This is a genomic window from Arthrobacter sp. YN (assembly GCF_002224285.1).
In the GTDB taxonomy this organism is placed as follows: domain Bacteria; phylum Actinomycetota; class Actinomycetes; order Actinomycetales; family Micrococcaceae; genus Arthrobacter.
In genome coordinates, this window is sequence record NZ_CP022436.1 from 1,297,192 (window position 1) to 1,310,870 (window position 13,679).

Below are 13,679 nucleotides of genomic sequence, written 5' to 3' on the forward strand. Positions count from 1 at the left end.
CATACGCAGGCGTCTAAACTGGCCGCATGGACCCATTGTCGCAGTTCCTCACCGGTCCTCGGGCGCAGGCGGCATTTGCCCTCCGCGTGGTGATGGATCCGCCCTTCGCCATTGACGTCCAGGACCAGGCCGCCCTGACAGTGATCGTCGTGGTGCGCGGGGAAGCGTGGATCACTGCGGAAGGCGCTGAGCCACAACCCCTAAGGCAGGGTCAGGCGGCGACAGTCCGTGGGCCGGAACCCTATGTCGTTGCTGATGCTCCCGGCAGGGAGGCCTCGGTGGTCATCGATCCAGAGCAGTCCTGCCGCACCCCCAGCGGCGAAAAGTTGGAGCTCACGTTTTCCCGGGGTGTGCTGACGTGGGGCAACAGTGCCGTCGGTGAAACAGTCCTGCTGATCGGCACGTACCAGTCGCCGGCGGCCGTGGGTCAGTTGGTCACGTCAGTGCTGCCCAGGCTGGCGGTCTTCGGGGAGGAAGACCTCGACGGCGGTCTGCTGGGGATGTTGGAACGCGAACTCACACATCAACGGCCTGGACAGGAAAGCGCGCTGGACAGGCTGCTGGATCTTCTCCTGCTGAACCTCGTGCGTGCCTGCGTGGACCGGGGAGACGCATCTCAGGGAACGTGGGCAAACGCGTCCCGCGAACCAGTGGTTGCGCAGGCCCTCGAACTGCTGCACCAAGAGCCGGCGGCGCCGTGGACCGTGGCCGGGCTGGCGCTTAGGTGCCACGTCTCCAGGGCCAGCATGGCCGCCCGCTTCCGTGCCGCCGTCGGGCAGTCACCCATGGCGTATCTCAGTGCTTGGCGGCTGGCGCTGGCTGCCGACAGGTTGGCATCCAGCAACGCGACTACTGCAGTGATCGCGGAGGAGGTTGGCTACAGCAATGCCTTCACTTTCAGTGCTGCGTTTTCGCGGGAATACGGCGTCAGCCCCAGCGGCTACCGGCGGTCCCCGCAGGCGGCAAACAGCCGAACGGAAGGCGCGGGTAAATCATCCAAAGGGGACCGGCGCCGGTGAGCGTCGCGAAAGCTGCCGCCGAGAACACCGACTGACTTCAGATGCGGGATCTCTTGACTAAATAACTGAGTGTGCTCATAATTGAGCTAAGTCAGTAAATTAGTCATTGGAGAAACCCCATGAAAGCTTTCGTCCTCAACCAGTACAAGGAACCCCTGCAGCAGGTCGACGTTCCGGAGCCGGTGCTCGGCGATCACGATGTGCTGGTGGAGGTCCACGCAGCCGGCCTGAACCAGCTGGACGAGAAGATCCGCCAAGGGGAGTTCAAGCAGATCCTCCCGTACAAACTGCCGCAGGTTCTTGGCCATGACGTTGCCGGTGTGGTCCTGAAAGTGGGATCGAAGGTGCGGTCCTTCACTCCCGGCGATGAGGTCTTCGCCCGTCCGGGTAACGACAGCATTGGCACCTTCGCGGAGCGTATCGCCGTGGCCGAGGAAGACTTGGCCATCAAACCGACCGCCGTCAGCATGGAGGAAGCGGGTTCGCTTCCGCTGGTGGCTTTGACGGCGTGGCAGGCGCTGGTGGAGCGTGGGAACGTTGGCCCCGGCCAGAAGGTCTTCATCCATGCCGGTGCCGGGGGAGTGGGCTCCATTGCCATCCAGCTCGCCAAGTACCTGGGTGCAACGGTAGCCACCACGGTCAGCGCAGGGAACAAGGACTTTGTTCGCGAGCTCGGCGCTGACGTGGTGATTGACTACCGGACCGAGGATTTCGTGGAGATCCTTCACGATTACGACCTTGTCCTGGACAGCCTTGGCGGCGAAAACCTGGAGCGGTCCCTGAAGGTCCTGAAGAAGGGCGGCAAAGCTATCGGCATCGCGGGACCGCCAGATGCCGACTTCGCCCGACAGCTGGGTGGAAACCCTGTCCTGCTGGGTGTGACGACCCTGCTGAGCTCCGGTATCCGCCGCAAGGCCCGCCGCCTCGGTGTCACCTACGAGTTCCTCTTCATGCGCGCCGATGGTGGCCAGCTAAAGGAAATCGCTGCGCTCATCGATGCCGGCCACATCAAGCCGGTCCTGGGCCGCGTGGTGCCGTTCGATCAGACGGCCGATGTCCTCGCTGCCCTGGAAAAGGGCGGCGTTCGCGGCAAGACCGTCGTCAGCCATCTCTAACCACAAACCAACACCCCGACAGGACCAACATCATGAGCAGTGAACAACAGTCGTATCTGCAGGTGCCGGCGAAGACAGTGACGGCCGGCGGCGTCACGTACGCGTACCGGGAAATGGGGCCCAAGGGCGGGGTTCCGGTGGTCTTCCTGATTCACCTCGCCGGGACCATGGACAACTGGGATCCGCGCATCATCGATCCCATCGCCGCGAAGCACCACGTCATTACCTTCAGCAACCGCGGAGTGGGCGCCTCCACGGGAAGCGTTCCGGACAGCATCGAAAGCATGGCCGACGACGCCGCTGCCTTCATCCAGGCCCTCGGCTATCCGCAGGTGGATCTCTTCGGATTTTCCCTCGGCGGCATGATCGCCCAGTCGCTGGTCCTCAAGCACCCGGGGCTTGTTCGCAAGATGGTGCTCGCCGGCACGGGCCCTGCGGGTGGGGAGGGCATCCAGAAGATCATCGGGATCACCTACTTCGACGTTCTTCGGGGCACCCTAACCCGGCAGGACCCCAAGGAGTTCCTGTTCTTCAACAGGAACGCAGCCGGTAAGCCTGCCGCCCGGGCCTTCATCAATCGCCTTAAGGAACGCACCACCAACCGCGAGGCCCCCTTCAAGCTCGGCGCATTCCAGACGCAACTGAAAGCCATCCGCCGGTGGGGATTGTCGCCGTCGGCCGATCTGGGAGTCATCACCCAACCGACGCTGATCGCCAACGGTGACAATGACCGCATGGTGCCCTCGGTGCTTTCGAACGATATGCACCGCCGGATTCCGGGCAGCGAATTGGTGATCTACCCCGACTCCGGGCACGGTGGCATCTTCCAGTTCCACGACAGGTTTGTCCCTGTAGCCCTCGAATTCCTGGGCCGCTGATGCTTCGGCCCGCTGAAACGTCAGCCCGCTGATACGGTAGCTCCATGCAACCTGCGCCCCAGACCCTTGGTCGACGTGAGCGGAATAAGCAGGAAAAGCTTGACCGCATCACGGCGGCAGCCCGTGAGCTTTTCACCCAGTACGGGGTGGATGAGGTCACCACCCAGCAAGTAGCTGAAAAGGCCGACGTCGGTTCGGGAACCTTGTTCCTGTACGCAAAGACCAAGGCGGAGCTGCTTCTGCTGGTGCACAACGTCAAATACGCCCAGGCACTGACCAAAGGGGTGGACGCAGCGGCCGTTGAAACGGCGGTGCTCGATGCGGTGATGGCCATCATCCGGCCCATCATCGAGTGCAACCGCGTCCAGATCGAGAACGGCCGGACCTACCTGAAGGAAATCGTCTTCGGGGATCCCGCCGAGCCGCACCATGCAGAAGCGCTGTCACTCACCGTGCGCACCGAAGAGGCCATTGCCGACGTCCTGGGCCGCGACGAGCAGCTGCTGGCCCGCGACCCCGCCAAGCTGGCACGGATCGTCTCCGCGATCATGTTCATCAGCATGACGTCCTCGGCCACCAAAGAACTGACAGACGCCCAGGTTGGCGACGGGATCAGGGATCAGATCAGCGTGCTCCTGGGCGCCTGACTTCTTAGCTGGGCTTAGCTAAGCCTAGCGATCGAGGAAGGCCTCGTGCTGGCGGTGGGCTTCGGTCACTTGCTCGCGGATCTTGTCCACGTCCTTGGCCTTGTTCCGGTACTTCAGCGGCATCTGGACGATCTGCGCCTCTTCCGCCGTCAGTGCGCGGTAAATGCGCTCGCGCTCGTTGGCGTCGGCGGTGTAGTCGAGGTCCAGGTAATCCACGGCATGGCGGCGGGCGTTGTTGATGGCCGTCTGGGCCTTGCCCGCCGGGCTGATCAGTGAGAGCACCACGGTGACGATCAGGACGCCGATGATCACACTCAGCGAGAGGCCGGTGGTGATCTCGATGACGTTGACGTGCTCGCCGTCGTTGATGAACGGCAGGTTGTTCTCGTGCAGGGCGTGCAGGATCAGCTTGACGCCGATGAACGCGAGGATGGCTGCCAGGCCGTAGGAGAGGTAGATGAGGCGGTCCAGCAGGCCGTCGATCAGGAAGTACAGCTGGCGCAGGCCCATCAGGGAGAACGCCGTAGCGGTGAAGACGATGAAGACGTTCTGCGTGAGGCCGAAGATTGCCGGGATGGAGTCAAGCGCGAACAGGATGTCCGTGCCACCAATGGCCACCATGACCAGGAGCATGGGAGTCAGGGCACGCTTGCCGTTGACGGTAGTGAAGAGCTTGTCGCCGTCGTACTTATCCGTGGTGTGGAAGAGCTTCTTGGCGAGCCGGATGATGAAGTTGTTGGCTTGGCCGTCACCGTGGTCGCCGGGCTTGAGCAGGTTGCCTGCCGTGAGCAGCAGGATGAGGCCGAAGATGTAGAAGACCCACGCGAACGAGTTGATCAGCGCGGCGCCCAGGAAAATGAAGCCGGTGCGAGCGATCAGCGAGAACACGATGCCGAAGAGCAGGACCTTCTGCTGATCCTCACGCGGCACCCGGAAGCTCGCCATGATGATGAGGAACACGAACAGGTTGTCGACCGAGAGGGCCTTCTCCGTGATGTAGCCGGCGAAGTACTCGGACCCCATTTGGCCGCCGCCGAAGATCAGCACCAGGACGCCGAAGAGCACAGCCAGGCCCACGTAGATGGAGGACCAGATGGCCGCTTCCTTGAGCGAGGGGACGTGTGCCTTGCGGATGTGGAAGAAGTAGTCGAAGGCCAGAAGCGCCAAAATGACGACGATGGTGATGCCCCAGATGAGGGGAGAGACGGTCATATGATCCTGCTTTCGTGAGGCGCGCGAGTGGTGTTGCTCACCGAGGGTCAAACTCTTGGAATCAAATTTACCGGGAGTGGTGGGGCGGGCGCTAACTAGACCGTCATGGGAAAGTACTTGACAATATGGAAAGTACTTTCCTAGGTTGGGGTCATTGATCCACACAACTTTGGGGGAACCATGAACGAGACCACCGGAAATATGTCAGCAGCCGAGGCCCGCGAACTCCTTGCGAGAGCTGACTCAGTGGGTGCCGCCTCGATCAACGCAGCAGCTTGGCCCGTCGCCGTCCTGTTCACCAGCCTCGCCATCATGGGTTCACTGCTCATGATCGGGATGCACATCGTCGCCCATACCGGTTACGGCGCTGCGTTGCTGGCGTGTTCTGTCGGCGCCTGGGGTGCGATCTCCGCATGCATCTGGCCCATGTTCCAACGGTCCACCAAGGCCGGATACACCAAGAGGTTCCTGACATCGCTGTTCGCGTACTTCGGGCTCTATGTCGTGGCCCTCGTGTGTGGCGCTTACTTCTTCCCGACCGGCAACCTCTGGTTCTACATCCCGGCCGCCATCGCTTTGGCCGTCATTGGCCTCGCCGCCGCCTTCCGTGAGCTGCGCGCATGAGCACGCCGGCGGAACACCCGCGCCACCAGCTCAACGAGGTCGTCCACTCACCGGTCCGTTTCTCCATCATGGCTGCGCTGGCAAAGGCCGAGTCGCTGGACTTCAAGGACCTGCGCGATGCGATCCAGGTCAGCGACTCGGTCCTCAGCAAGCAACTGGCCATCTTGGAGAAGGCCGAGTTTGTGAAGATCAAGAAGAGCTTCGCCGGGAAGTTTCCGAGGACCTCTGCCAGCCTGACGAACGCTGGGCGGGGCGTGTGGGCAGCGCACCTGCAGACGCTGCGGGATATTGCGGGCGGGTGACGGGTTTTTGTTGTTAGTGCACGACGGCGGCTGGTTGCGTGGGTGGGTCAGCTAACCTCCCGCGGCCAACTGCCACTCGTCCTGGTTATGCGGCCTGTGCCAATGCTGACGGGGCTCCCCGGATTCGCGGACTACGTCGTTGAGCCAGAACGTGGTGTCGGGGTTCCATCCAGCGATGACACTTGAAGTGTCTTCGCCCACTGCGAGTGCGCGGCCCGCAACGCTGAGGTAGCCGGTGACAGTCAGGTGTACGGCATCCCACGTGGATGCAGCTTGCTCCCAATCGGGGATGACCCAGCGGCCGTGGCGGCCCGTGGTCCGGAACCAGTCGTGACGACGGGACGCTGTGACCTCCAACGGGAAAGCGCGGCAGAGGGTGGTCCAGTCCTCTTCAGTGGTGATTTCCAAAATCCTGCCTGTTCCGGCGACGGGGATAACGGTGGCTTCTTCCCAGCCGAGGGAATCTTCAACCAGGCTGAGCCCTTCAGGGATCCGCGCCACCGTGTGGATCAGTCCGTGGGGGATCGACCACCATTCGCCGCTGAAGTTGGCGCGGGGGTCTTGTGGCCGTTCCTTGGCCGCACGTAACTCCTCGGCCCGTTCCTTTCGTACCCACTCGGCCAGGGTATGCTGCGGGTTTCGGGGGAGCGGTGTGGGATCGTCCGCTGAGCGCCAGTCGATAGCCCACTGCCCGGGTAGGGCCTTCTGATCCCACCACAGCGTTGCGGGTTTTCCTTCTAGGCTCTTGGCGATATGCGCCAGGGACTCTGTGATTTCCTGGGTGGCGGCGAGGAAGTCCTCCCCTTCGGGCTCCTGCCAATATCTGGCGGTGTCCACTGCGCGCTGAAAGGCGTGTTGAACCAGCTCGGTGGTGATGTTCCGTAGATCCAAGGACGTGATCAGCCCTGCGAGCTCCTCCATGGTCGACTCCGGTAGTGGAGGCGGTGCTTCGCCGACGGGGTCCATGGTCAACATTCTGCGTGACCTGCCGGCGCCAGGATCGAGGTTGTAGCCGAGGTGGAAGACGGCGATCCGGATGTCCTGGTCCATTTCCATCGCGAGTTCAAGGCAGAGGCGTCGGCCTCGGGGCCCATTTAGCAATTGCTCGATGTCCGGCTCCATATCCTCGTCCTTGCAGCTGATAACCCTGGCACGCTGAATCGCGACGCCGGAACCCGCCTTGCTGCCGGCAGCTTGCCTGACGCTTGAACATGCTTTCAATGGGGTTACTGTGTGTCCAAACCCCAAGTTGTGAGACCGCCGCCGGGGCAAGAAATCAAGAGCAACCCCTCTGGCCCATTGAGCGTCCAGGCTTCGTACTGTTCATCTGGCGAAACCTCAACGGTGCTACCGTCGGCGAAGTCGACATGTAGGCTTCCGCGGTCGTCAGCGAACCCCGCCGTGACTGAGGAACGTGCGATCGAGAGTGCAGGCCCCAGCTGGGAAGGTTCTCCGGCGGGATTAAGGCGGTGACTTAGGCCGGAAGCTGACTTGTAAATGAACTTATTCTCGACCCTGAGGACAATGCCGCCCTGCGTGTGAATGCTGAAGGCATAGTCGACCATGCAACGGACAACGTCGTCCGGTCCGGATGTCGTTGGCCATGTCCAAAGCACATGTGAAGGTTTCACTGGCTCGCCGCTCCTGGTCGCATCCACTTCTGAATCTCCGGCCCGGCTGCATCCATGAAGCTCATGACCACCTGCCTGGCGTCGGGTTCCCCACCCCACCCGTCGTACGCATCATATGCGTCATCAAGCTCAACCAGCTCCTGCGCGATGGGGTGGCCTTCGTGACCGACAACCCGGTGCGCCCACGACGCGAGTTCCCGTACAGGCATGGTTCCCTCGATGGCTTGGCTGGCGTAATAGTAAGCCGCTACAAGCTGGGCATCGTCTTTTGTCATGTCACCCGTCGCCACGCCAAGCTCCTTGAGGGCATCGTCGATGAGGACCCCAAGCTGGAACACGTTGATGTGCGCCGAAACGCCAGCAAGCTCGCGGAGGGCTCGGCCGTCGTGCCCATCGACCAGGGCATCCGTCGCAGCCGAGATGGCCGCTGCAGCAGCATTCTGCCCGATTAGCCACGAAGCACGTGCGGCAATCAGGGCGAGAGTAGCTGAGCCCAACACCTAAAGCGTCTTCCTCAGGCGCGTGCCACTACTCAAACCAGCCAGCCGAGGCTTCGCGTACAGCCACACGACAACACCGAACAGCGGCACCACAAAGAACAGCATCACCCACATGATCCGGGCAGCTTGATCCAGACCGTCCTGACGCAGGACATCGAAGATCGCCCAAAGGTTCGCTCCCATGACAAACACCGCGGACAGTCCCGCCAGCGACGCCAACACCCATTCCCAAGCTTCCATGTCATCCCCCTGAACCAGCAGCTTCCGTACAAAGTAGCACTCGCGTTACACACGTACGACGGCGGAGCCCGCCTTGGTGCCTGCCGTTTAGTGGCGTTTCGGTTGGGTCAGATCAGCGCTGTCATAACGTTCCAGCCTTCGCCGATCTTCTTCCGTGGTTCGAGGTGACGACTGCCGACGCCAGGGTAGAGCCAGAGGTCTCCGTTGGCATCACGGGCGATGATTTGTGAGTAGCCCGGATAGTGGCCGTCAAATCTTCCCGTGGAAATGATCGCTGTCATGGCGTTCCAGCCTTCGCCTACCTGCATGCGGGGCAACCACCCGCCCTTGCCGTCGCCGGGGTAGAGCCACAGTCGTCCGCTGGTGTCACGTGCCATGACGTCCCTTTTCCCGTCCTCGTTAAAGTCACCGCGGCCGATCAGCGCTGTCATCACGTTCCAGCCGACGCCGATTTGGGTGCGGGGTTTCCAGCCGCCAGTGTGATCGCCGGGATACAGCCAAAGCCGACCTTCGACGTCTCGGGCGATGACGTCCGCACAGTAGTCGCCGTCGAAGTCGCCAGGGCCCATGATGGCGGTCATGGCGTTCCAACCGATACCTACTTTGGTCCGGGGTTTGAGGTATCCGTAGCCACCGGGGTAGAGCCACATGTCGCCATTGATATCGCGGGCAAGGATGTCGTCGTTGAACTCGCTTTGGAACTTGCCCGCACCGATGATTGCAGTCATCACGTTCCAGCCCTCGCCCATCTTGAAGCGGGGCTTCTTCCAACCGCCTTGGCCGTCACCGGGATAAACCCATAGGTCGCCTGCAGTATCTCTGGCGAGGACATCGTCGTTGTAGCCCGTGTTGATGTTGACGTAGTCCCAGTTGTTTGTTGGGACATTTGCTGCACGGGTGCCCGGCTGGCCTGCCTGTGCTGGAAGGGCAGCTGTGCCCAAGAGCAATGCCGCGGTCGCGGCCAGGGTTGTCCCTATGAAAAGTGGGCGCCTTCGATTGTTGGGTGTTTTGTGGCATGAATTCTTGCTCGACTTTGATCTGAACATCACTGTTACCCCCAGTAGCAACGCGGTCATCAAACGATTCACCGGAGCATAGTCCTGTTGGGTGGCTTTTGTTAGGGGTGGGAGGTCGGCCGGCTAACGGTCGCCGGGTAACGCTGCAGTCCGTATGTTCATACCTGTGCATTTCGTTGCCACAAACGCACACCCCGCAAGAAACTCCTTGAGGAAACCCACTCAATGAGGAGCCCCACTTGCACCCACACCCCATGGCCAGACGTCTGGCAGCAGTAGCCGCATCAACCGCATTAACGGCAGCGGCGCTGGCAACCGGAATCGCAGCCAGCCCAAGCGCAACCGCAGCCGAACTACCCCCGCCACCCACCGGCGTCGTCTATGCCAGCGACGTTCCGTGGTCGAGTATGACCAACGGTTGGGGACCGGCTGAACTGGACATGAGCAACGGTGGCCAAGCGGCGGGCGATGCGAATCGCCGGCCGTTGACCGTCGGCGGCACCATGTACTCGAAGGGCATTGGTACCCACGCGGCGTCGTCCATTACGTACAACCTTGGCGGGCAATGCCGGCAGTTCCTCGCCCAAGTTGGTGTGGATGACACTCAGGGTGACCGCGGTCGAGTGGACTTCAAAGTCTTGGTGGACGGGGTGGAACGGTTTGCGGGGGAGCGGAAGGGGACGGACGGAGCCCTGCCCGTCAACGTGAACCTGCAGGGCGGCAGCACGCTGCAGCTCAAGGTGGAAACCGGCCCGGAAGGAAACGGCAACGACCACGCCGACTGGGCCGATGCCAAAATTAACTGCTCGGACGCGTTCATCGCAGCACCGCTGCGGGTCGAGGGCTCAGCCGGGACCAATCTCAACGGGCTGGTCCCCGGAACGCCGGCTACCGTCGTCGTGCGTGACCTCAAGCCGCTCAGCCCCGTTAGCCTGAGCCTACGGGGCGAAAAGATGGCCGACGCCGTTGCTGATGCCACCGGCGCGGCTGCCATCACGTTTGTGGTGTCTACGGGAGCCGCAGGCGGGGCGACAGAACTGGTCGCCACGGGCACGGGGCCGTTCGATGTGGCCACCACGGGCAAGATCGGCGCGTTCATTGTGCAGATCAGCGATGCGAAGTTCTATGTGGATTGCTCCGCCGCGATCCCAGGCAATGGAAGCCAGACAAGCCCTTTCAACTCGATCGCCCAGGTAAACGGCCACGGCGCATTCAACGCCGGCGAGTCGATCCTCTTCCGTGCAGGCACCAACTGCGTTGGTGCTCTGACGCCGGTAGGTACGGGTGTAGCCAACCATCCCATCACGCTCTCCAGCTACGGTGACGGCGCGAAGCCCACCATCAACGGTGGCGGTGCTGTAGCGGCCATCCAGATCACGAATGCCAGTCACTGGACCGTCAGTGGCCTGCACGTTGTGAACCCTTCGGACACTCCGGTCCGCAGGGTTGGGATCCTGTTCGAGAACAGTGGAACGGCGCAGACCGCCGGAATCGTGGTCACGGGAAACCATGTGGAGGACGTGGCGGGCTGGCGCAATAAGGCGACGAACGGCGCTGGCTTTGCGCAGTCGGCCGGCATTGTGGTGCGTACATGGGGCAAGGGATCGGTGGACGGCATCACCATCACCGATAACGAGGTCAACGACGCTGCCGGTGGTGGCGTGAAGATCTCAGCTCCCGATACAACCGAGCGCTACAACACCAAGGTGTACGTTGCGCGGAACGAGATCCATGACGTGGGCGGCGATGCGATCGTGATCCATAATTCTGACGCTCCGCTCATCGAGCACAACAGGGGTCTGAACCTCGGCCAGGGTGCCCACCCCTATGAGGGCGGCAACTTCGCTGGCATGTGGCCGTACAACTCCAAGAACCCGGTGTTCCAGTTCAACGTGGTGGGTAACAGCACCACCTCCACGTACGACTCCACCGCCTGGGACTGCGACATGAAAATCGTGGGAACCTGCCTCTTCCAGTACAACTACTCCTACGGGAACGCCGGCGGCTTCTACCTCAACTGCGTCTCCAACTGCGGCGGCGGCGCTACTGCCGCGAACGTGGTCCTGCGCTACAACGTGGCACAGGACGACTGCCGTCTGGGCGGCAGCAGCAGCGGTACCGGCAAGCACTATATCTACAACAACACCTTCTACTGCCCTTCCCGTGTGTTTTTGGATGACATGGCCGGCCCACGCGAGGTGCGGAACAACGTGTTTGTGGCGCCGGGCGGCGCTCTTAAGTCCGGTGCTGCTGTGTATGCGAACAACGCGTACTTTGGCGGTATTGTCCCGCCCTCGGGGAGATGGGGTCGGTGCTGGGTGATCCGCGATTGGTGGTTGGCGGGAGTGGCCAGACAACACTGGATGTTCCCGGGTATCGACTTGCTTCCGGGTCGCCGCTCATCGGTGCCGGTGTGCGGATAAACGACGACGGCGGCAGGGGCTTCTTCGGTAACCCCACCTCTGGTGCCGGTTCCGTTGGGGTGCCGAACATCGGGGCCTACCAGGGGCCTGGTGTTGCTGTTGCTCCTTTGCCTTTTGCTTCATTGGTGAATCAAACATCCGTGGCAAATTCGGCTAATCCCCGGAATGGGGCTATTACGTCTGATCGTCGGACGTTCTCTGAGGAGGCGTTGGCTGCTGCCGGGCTTGTGAGCGGGAAGCCGTATTCGGCGTTTGGCGTCTCGTCCGTGTGGCATCCGACGGCTGTGGGGACACCGGACACGTTGAAAGCCGCTGGTCAGGAAGTGGCTCTTTCGGCCCGCGGGCGGACACTGTTGGTGACGGGATTCTCCACAGGCAGCGTGACCTCCGGAGTGGCAACAGTTCACTTCACTAACGGGCAGAGTCGGACAGTGACCATTTCGCTGCCGAACTGGCGCACCGGGGTTTCTACGGATACTGCCGTGGTGGTGGCTGAGTCGGCGTACCACCAGCGGCACACGCAGGCTTACATCGGTGGGCCGTCGACGGTGGTGCGGGTTGATGAGCCGGCCCGCATCTTTGCCACGAAGATCGACATTCCCCCTGCTTTTGAGGTGTCCAGCGTGACGCTGCCGCAGGGGAGCGCGCTGGTCAATGAGGGGCTCAACATCATGGGCATTGCCGTGGGGAATGTTCCGCCTGGGTTGAGGTGATTGCCTTTGGTTAGTTCAAGTTGGGCAGGTGTGGGATCCGCTAGTGGCGGGTCCCGCGCCTGTTTCATTCAGCGTTGAGGCCACCACCTAGACGCTGCGTTTCACCACTCATTTTTGGGCTTCTCGGCACCTAATTTGGCCCTGGCAGCACTCATTTTCGGGGTTTCCGCCACCTAGAGGGCATTCTGCGGGCGCAGGCTATGCGAGTCAAAGCAGGATCGTTCGTCACTAGGAGTAATCGTGACCCTGAAGCGCATCAGCACCATAAGAACGAGCAAGTCCAGTCCTCATACGTTGTCCGTCTCCTGGAGGAAGCAGGGACTTCAGATAGCTGCCGTCATATTGACCACTGCAACGCTACTGGCGTCAGTTCCGCTGGCGGCACATGCCGCTCCTCCGGAACCCGTAGCGGCTTACGACAACAAGACTGTCAGCACATCGACTCTAGTTGTGAACCCAGATCGCGCTGCATCTGAAGAACTCCACCAAGCCATTGAAAAGGTAAAGGCGCAGGACCCGCTGGGGTTTGAAGTTCGGTTGAACCTCATCACTTCGTCTAAGGCAGTATCCAAGTACCTGAAGAGTTTCAAGGGCCTCGATAGAGATGTACAGATCGAGGGCATGGCGGCATCGATGCCAACTGATGCCCTCACCGGGATGATCGATCTGATGGAGAAAAAGATCTTAGAGTACAAGGTCCGGCCCGCTTCGGACTCAAGCAACTGGGTGACAATGATCGTCAACAAGGATGCTATGGCGTCGTACACCAGCGATTCCGGAACCCCCACGACTTTTGGGTGGGGTTCCTTTCCGCAGTGCCCCTCAGCGTGGGCAGCGTTTTGGGCTTGGTTCGCCTTCAATACCGCCTTTTGTGGACCCTTTGCCGCCTATCCTCCAGCGGCAGTTGCCTGTGCTCTGGGGCTTGGCTTGGCTGGGATGATAGTCGACTTCAATAGAGGTTGCTGAAGGGCAGGTAGGAGTTTGAGTAGGGCCAAGCAATACTCAGTTGTTTTGTCTCTAATTATGGGAATTGGCGTAGCGGTAGTGGGGCTGGTCCCCGGTTGGCTGGTTTTCCTCGCTGTTCTAGCGCTTCTCGGTCTTCTCGTGGCTGCGACGATCTACTACAAACGCTTGCGATGGGTCCAGGTCAAAAAGGGACAACCGTATTCTGCCGCTTTGGGTGGGGGATGCATGATGGCGATGATTTCAGCGCTTCTTCTCAGAGGGTATGGATGGAGTTCCGTTCTGGTTCCCCTGCTCAGCCTGGCCGTCTCCATGGCTGTGCATAGGTGGATGACGAGGTTCGGGCACTTCTCAGACCCAGACGATGGTGGTTCATCAGAATCTGGAGTGCCACAG

At 61.3% G+C, this 13,679-nt stretch carries 15 protein-coding genes; 9 read left to right on the forward strand and 6 right to left on the reverse strand.

The genetic code is table 11. The features are described 5' to 3' along the window. The first annotated feature begins 26 nt into the window (after nucleotides 1-26). The 4 genes from CGK93_RS05995 (at nucleotide 27) to CGK93_RS06010 (ending at nucleotide 3,659) form a co-directional block, all read left to right on the forward strand. Nucleotides 27-1,019: an AraC family transcriptional regulator gene (locus CGK93_RS05995; RefSeq protein WP_089594036.1), complete on the forward strand. Its 993-nt coding sequence runs from the start codon at nucleotides 27-29 to the stop codon at nucleotides 1,017-1,019. A gap of 119 nt (nucleotides 1,020-1,138) precedes the next feature. Then, complete coding sequence (locus CGK93_RS06000) at nucleotides 1,139-2,134, forward strand: NADP-dependent oxidoreductase (protein WP_089594037.1); 996 nt, start codon at nucleotides 1,139-1,141, stop codon at nucleotides 2,132-2,134. 32 nt (nucleotides 2,135-2,166) lie between these two features. Further along, entirely contained in the window at nucleotides 2,167-3,012 is an 846-nt protein-coding gene (locus tag CGK93_RS06005; protein ID WP_089594038.1) for an alpha/beta fold hydrolase, read from the forward strand. Nucleotides 3,013-3,056: 44 nt separating this feature from the next. Next, nucleotides 3,057-3,659 carry a TetR/AcrR family transcriptional regulator gene (locus CGK93_RS06010; RefSeq protein ID WP_089594039.1) on the forward strand — a complete coding sequence of 201 codons (603 nt, stop codon included), beginning with the start codon at nucleotides 3,057-3,059 and terminating at the stop codon, nucleotides 3,657-3,659. A gap of 24 nt (nucleotides 3,660-3,683) precedes the next feature. On the opposite strand, the gene CGK93_RS06015 is transcribed toward CGK93_RS06010, so the two are convergent. Further along, complete coding sequence (locus tag CGK93_RS06015; RefSeq protein ID WP_089594040.1) at nucleotides 3,684-4,871, reverse strand: TerC family protein; 1,188 nt, start codon at nucleotides 4,869-4,871, stop codon at nucleotides 3,684-3,686. Nucleotides 4,872-5,051: 180 nt separating this feature from the next. Between CGK93_RS06015 and CGK93_RS06020 the strand changes: the two genes are divergently transcribed. Further along, nucleotides 5,052-5,495, forward strand: a complete 444-nt coding sequence (locus CGK93_RS06020; protein WP_089594041.1) for a hypothetical protein — start codon at nucleotides 5,052-5,054, stop codon at nucleotides 5,493-5,495. Next, on the forward strand, nucleotides 5,492-5,797 hold the full coding sequence (locus tag CGK93_RS06025; RefSeq protein ID WP_089594042.1) for a winged helix-turn-helix domain-containing protein: 306 nt from the start codon (nucleotides 5,492-5,494) through the stop codon (nucleotides 5,795-5,797). The genes CGK93_RS06020 and CGK93_RS06025 overlap by 4 nt, the downstream gene beginning before the upstream one ends. Before the next feature lie 51 nt (nucleotides 5,798-5,848). Here CGK93_RS06025 and CGK93_RS06030 read toward each other — a convergent pair whose 3' ends face one another. From CGK93_RS06030 to CGK93_RS06050, 5 genes are all read right to left on the reverse strand, one after another. Beyond that, on the reverse strand, nucleotides 5,849-6,919 hold the full coding sequence (locus CGK93_RS06030; RefSeq protein ID WP_089594043.1) for a hypothetical protein: 1,071 nt from the start codon (nucleotides 6,917-6,919) through the stop codon (nucleotides 5,849-5,851). A gap of 104 nt (nucleotides 6,920-7,023) precedes the next feature. Further along, nucleotides 7,024-7,362, reverse strand: coding sequence for a DUF6188 family protein (locus tag CGK93_RS24565; RefSeq protein ID WP_089594044.1), 339 nt, complete (start codon nucleotides 7,360-7,362; stop codon nucleotides 7,024-7,026). 62 nt (nucleotides 7,363-7,424) lie between these two features. Further along, complete coding sequence (locus CGK93_RS06040) at nucleotides 7,425-7,928, reverse strand: hypothetical protein (protein WP_089594045.1); 504 nt, start codon at nucleotides 7,926-7,928, stop codon at nucleotides 7,425-7,427. Next, nucleotides 7,929-8,168 carry a PLDc N-terminal domain-containing protein gene (locus CGK93_RS06045; protein ID WP_089594046.1) on the reverse strand — a complete coding sequence of 80 codons (240 nt, stop codon included), beginning with the start codon at nucleotides 8,166-8,168 and terminating at the stop codon, nucleotides 7,929-7,931. 107 nt (nucleotides 8,169-8,275) lie between these two features. Further along, the gene (locus CGK93_RS06050) at nucleotides 8,276-9,109 is read right to left on the reverse strand and encodes an FG-GAP repeat domain-containing protein (RefSeq protein ID WP_157731625.1); all 834 of its coding nucleotides are present in this window, start codon (nucleotides 9,107-9,109) and stop codon (nucleotides 8,276-8,278) included. 329 nt (nucleotides 9,110-9,438) lie between these two features. On the opposite strand from CGK93_RS06050, the gene CGK93_RS06055 reads away from it, so the two are divergent. The 3 genes from CGK93_RS06055 (at nucleotide 9,439) to CGK93_RS06065 (ending at nucleotide 13,286) form a co-directional block, all read left to right on the forward strand. Then, nucleotides 9,439-11,607, forward strand: coding sequence for an NPCBM/NEW2 domain-containing protein (locus tag CGK93_RS06055; RefSeq protein ID WP_089594048.1), 2,169 nt, complete (start codon nucleotides 9,439-9,441; stop codon nucleotides 11,605-11,607). A gap of 140 nt (nucleotides 11,608-11,747) precedes the next feature. Next, on the forward strand, nucleotides 11,748-12,320 hold the full coding sequence (locus CGK93_RS06060) for a hypothetical protein (protein WP_157731627.1): 573 nt from the start codon (nucleotides 11,748-11,750) through the stop codon (nucleotides 12,318-12,320). Nucleotides 12,321-12,560: 240 nt separating this feature from the next. Beyond that, nucleotides 12,561-13,286, forward strand: coding sequence for a hypothetical protein (locus CGK93_RS06065; protein WP_089594050.1), 726 nt, complete (start codon nucleotides 12,561-12,563; stop codon nucleotides 13,284-13,286). Nucleotides 13,287-13,679 lie beyond the last annotated feature (393 nt).

Excerpts from the sequence above, each read along its gene's own strand:
- CGK93_RS05995 (WP_089594036.1), top strand. The coding sequence starts at position 27 with ATGGACCCATTGTCGCAGTTCCTCACCGGTCCTCGGGCGCAGGCGGCA.
- CGK93_RS06000 (WP_089594037.1), top strand. The coding sequence starts at position 1,139 with ATGAAAGCTTTCGTCCTCAACCAGTACAAGGAACCCCTGCAGCAGGTC.
- CGK93_RS06005 (WP_089594038.1), top strand. The coding sequence starts at position 2,167 with ATGAGCAGTGAACAACAGTCGTATCTGCAGGTGCCGGCGAAGACAGTG.
- CGK93_RS06010 (WP_089594039.1), top strand. The coding sequence starts at position 3,057 with ATGCAACCTGCGCCCCAGACCCTTGGTCGACGTGAGCGGAATAAGCAG.
- CGK93_RS06015 (WP_089594040.1), bottom strand. The coding sequence starts at position 4,871 with ATGACCGTCTCTCCCCTCATCTGGGGCATCACCATCGTCGTCATTTTG.
- CGK93_RS06020 (WP_089594041.1), top strand. The coding sequence starts at position 5,052 with ATGAACGAGACCACCGGAAATATGTCAGCAGCCGAGGCCCGCGAACTC.
- CGK93_RS06025 (WP_089594042.1), top strand. The coding sequence starts at position 5,492 with ATGAGCACGCCGGCGGAACACCCGCGCCACCAGCTCAACGAGGTCGTC.
- CGK93_RS06030 (WP_089594043.1), bottom strand. The coding sequence starts at position 6,919 with ATGGAGCCGGACATCGAGCAATTGCTAAATGGGCCCCGAGGCCGACGC.
- CGK93_RS24565 (WP_089594044.1), bottom strand. The coding sequence starts at position 7,362 with ATGGTCGACTATGCCTTCAGCATTCACACGCAGGGCGGCATTGTCCTC.
- CGK93_RS06045 (WP_089594046.1), bottom strand. The coding sequence starts at position 8,168 with ATGGAAGCTTGGGAATGGGTGTTGGCGTCGCTGGCGGGACTGTCCGCG.
- CGK93_RS06055 (WP_089594048.1), top strand. The coding sequence starts at position 9,439 with ATGGCCAGACGTCTGGCAGCAGTAGCCGCATCAACCGCATTAACGGCA.